The organism is Pseudomonas sp. PS01303 (genome assembly GCF_029959385.1).
Taxonomy (GTDB): domain Bacteria; phylum Pseudomonadota; class Gammaproteobacteria; order Pseudomonadales; family Pseudomonadaceae; genus Aquipseudomonas; species Aquipseudomonas rustica.
The window spans coordinates 1-2,769 of record NZ_JASCPK010000282.1 but is presented as its reverse complement, the minus strand read 5'-3'; the positions used below and the strand labels follow the sequence as shown (position 1 = coordinate 2,769).

Below are 2,769 nucleotides of genomic sequence, written 5' to 3'. Positions count from 1 at the left end.
AGAATGTTTTACCAACAGTTGACGACAGCACCGCGATTTGAGATACTAACCACGTCGAAGCAATACCGCTCGACACCCCGGAAACCAGCGGCGGCAACCGCTCCGGGGAATCTGCGAAGGAGATACAAAAATGCGTCTTTCCAGCAACTTCCGTAACCCGTGCATGATCCGCAGCGATGCCCCTCTGACCAATGACGAGATTGCCCGCGTGGCGCCCTCGATCTTTGCCGAGGAAGCGCACGACAGCCGTTCGGAACGTTACCTGTATATCCCCACCGTCGCGGTGCTCGATGCCCTGCGCGCCGAAGGGTTTCAGCCTTTCATGGCGTGCCAGACCCGCGTCCGTAACACGGACAAGCGCGAGCACACCAAGCACATGATTCGCCTGCGCCATGCCAGCAACATCATGAGCAAGGAAGCGAACGAAATCATTCTGCTGAACAGCCACGACGGGAGCAGTAGCTACCAGATGATGGCCGGCAAATTCCGTTTCGTGTGCGCTAACGGGCTGGTCCTGGGCGACATGGCGATGGATCAGAAAGTGCGCCACAGCGGCCGCATTGACGTTGTGAACGACGTTATCGAAGGCGCCTATGAGGTGCTGGGCCAGTTCGAGCAGATCGATGCCAACCTTGACGACATGCAGCACTACCACTTGCGCCAGGAAGAGCAAGAAGCGTTCGCCATGGCTGCCCTGGCCTACCGCTACGACCCATCCGAAGGCCCTGCCCCGGTCACGCCGTCGCAACTGCTGATGCCTCGCCGTGCCGAAGACCGCGCAAGCGATCTCTGGACCACGTTCAACCGCGTGCAGGAAAACACCATCAAGGGCGGCTTGCGTGGCCGCAACAAGCAAGGACGCCGGACCACTACCCGCGCCGTTAACGGCATTGACCAAGACGTGAAACTCAATCGCGCCTTGTGGGTACTGGCCCAGGCCCTACGCAGCGGCCAAGCCGCCGCGTAACTGGCGAGCCGGGCGCTAGTCGCCCGGCTTTCCCCCGCCCTTGGAGGATCGAACCATGTGCAAAGTCTTCTATGTCCCTGGCCATACCGCGATCATCGACTATGCCCGCCAGATCGCGCCGAACATGTGGATGGCCCAGCATTCCGGCCTGATGTTGCCCGAACTGCGCGTGCGTTACCCCGGCGCGATCCTGGGCGACGAAGAGGCATTTTTGATCGATCAGGAACGCGCCTACGGCACGCCACCGGCCCGCACGACCGCTGCCCGTTTCGAGTTCAACCTTTCGCAGCGGCCCGTGATCGACTACCACGCCGACGAGCTGGGCGTTTCGTTCAAGCTGGCCGAGCTGGACCACGGCAACATGACGACCATTTTTGCCCAGTGGGGCGGGCGGTATTGGTCATTGACGGGCCTGGCCACCCTGCCCCACCTGCTCATCATGCGCCGCATCGTCACCCACTCCCTGGCCGTGGCCAAGGCCTGAGATCGAGGATCAACCATGACTTACGACAACACGTTGGAAGCCTACCGATCGTTACTCAGGGCCAACCCTGGCCACGGCCTTGTCATCCCTGGCGATTGCGTGGCGTTTTTGCTCGACTCCGACCAGCTCTACGCCTGCCAGGTGCAGGACGGTCGGCCACTCTTGGCGTGGATGTTCCCCGTTACTGCCGAAGCCTGGGACGAAGACGACGAAGCGTGGTTGTGCGATGTGGGCGGCCTGGAGACAGCCGACGCGCTCAACAACCCCCAGTTTGTGCCCCTGCTGGTATGGGATCGGCAGACACTGGAAAGCGAAACCGTGGCGGCAGTCGCCGCCAAGGTTGGTACCAGTGACCAGGGCGTTGCCATTACTATCGAGCGCAACAACGAGGGGACGTTTTACGTCATCTGGAAAGCCACCGCCCAGGGCGTCAAACGGCACCGGCTCCATGCCGGTTCCACAGACGCCCGCCGCTTGGAAGCGCATGCGCGGGGCTTCATCGAGCAAATGAAACAGCAGCACGCTTGACCCGTAGCCCTGCCGGTTGCAGGGCCTTTAGCCAACAGTAAGGAACCGCGAATGCAGCCCACCCAGCCGAAATACACCGCCGAACAATGGACCGCTTCCCTGCCGGCGCTCCGGGGCATGTCCACCAAAACCCTGGACATTGCCAGGGCGGTGCTGGTGGAGGGCAAGGAACCTATCGAGGTGGCCAACAACATCGGCCAGTCGCGTCAGCTTGTACACGCTGCAATCAAGCGAGTAACCGCCGTGCTGGAACGCCAAACAGTTGGCCTTGTGCCCGTCATGGTCTGGCTTACCCCCGAGGAAGCCGAGCAGGTCAAGCAGATGGCCGCCAAGCATGAGCAGCCAAAGGAGGCCCAACCAGGGACCACAAAGAAGACACCTAACCGACAGAAAAAGGCCTAGATAGCGCCTTGCTGTCACGGACAAATTGACTGCTGAGGGAATTGCAGATGCTTACACCAACAGAAGAAAAGGGCGTACTCGATTACCTGGCTTGCCTTGCATGGGTAGCCAGCGCCGAGGTTGAAAAGATCCGCGAGCGGCTGGAATCAGCGACGGGCCAGGCCCGCGAGGATCTGGTGACAGCGATCAAGCAACAGATGGGCGGCAACCGTCCAGAATTGGCCTGGTACTTTCACCACCTAGCCGGGGAGAAGATCTAGTGCGAGGCCTGCGGCCCGGGCTTTCGTGCTACGCATCGAGCCACGGCTGCGCCGCGTCTCGCCCCTTCGGGCTTCAATCCCTCTCGCCTGCGCACCTGGCCCGCCAGGCGCTGCGCGCTCCGCTTGCC

At 61.4% G+C, this 2,769-nt stretch carries 5 protein-coding genes; all 5 read left to right on the top strand.

What is annotated here, in order from left to right; genetic code table 11:
* Positions 1-130: 130 nt before the first annotated feature.
* Genes QMX93_RS30425 through QMX93_RS30405 form a run of 5 tightly spaced genes read left to right on the top strand, consistent with a single transcriptional unit; the run spans position 131 to position 2,641 of the window.
* The gene (locus QMX93_RS30425; RefSeq protein WP_058565766.1) at positions 131-967 is read left to right on the top strand and encodes a DUF932 domain-containing protein; all 837 of its coding nucleotides are present in this window, start codon (positions 131-133) and stop codon (positions 965-967) included.
* 55 nt (positions 968-1,022) lie between these two features.
* Entirely contained in the window at positions 1,023-1,451 is a 429-nt protein-coding gene (locus tag QMX93_RS30420; RefSeq protein WP_065863441.1) for a hypothetical protein, read from the top strand.
* A gap of 15 nt (positions 1,452-1,466) precedes the next feature.
* On the top strand, positions 1,467-1,979 hold the full coding sequence (locus tag QMX93_RS30415) for a hypothetical protein (protein WP_065863440.1): 513 nt from the start codon (positions 1,467-1,469) through the stop codon (positions 1,977-1,979).
* 51 nt (positions 1,980-2,030) lie between these two features.
* On the top strand, positions 2,031-2,381 hold the full coding sequence (locus tag QMX93_RS30410; protein WP_015272403.1) for a TrfB-related DNA-binding protein: 351 nt from the start codon (positions 2,031-2,033) through the stop codon (positions 2,379-2,381).
* Positions 2,382-2,428: 47 nt separating this feature from the next.
* Positions 2,429-2,641: a hypothetical protein gene (locus QMX93_RS30405; RefSeq protein WP_065863439.1), complete on the top strand. Its 213-nt coding sequence runs from the start codon at positions 2,429-2,431 to the stop codon at positions 2,639-2,641.
* The last annotated feature ends 128 nt before the right edge of the window (positions 2,642-2,769 follow it).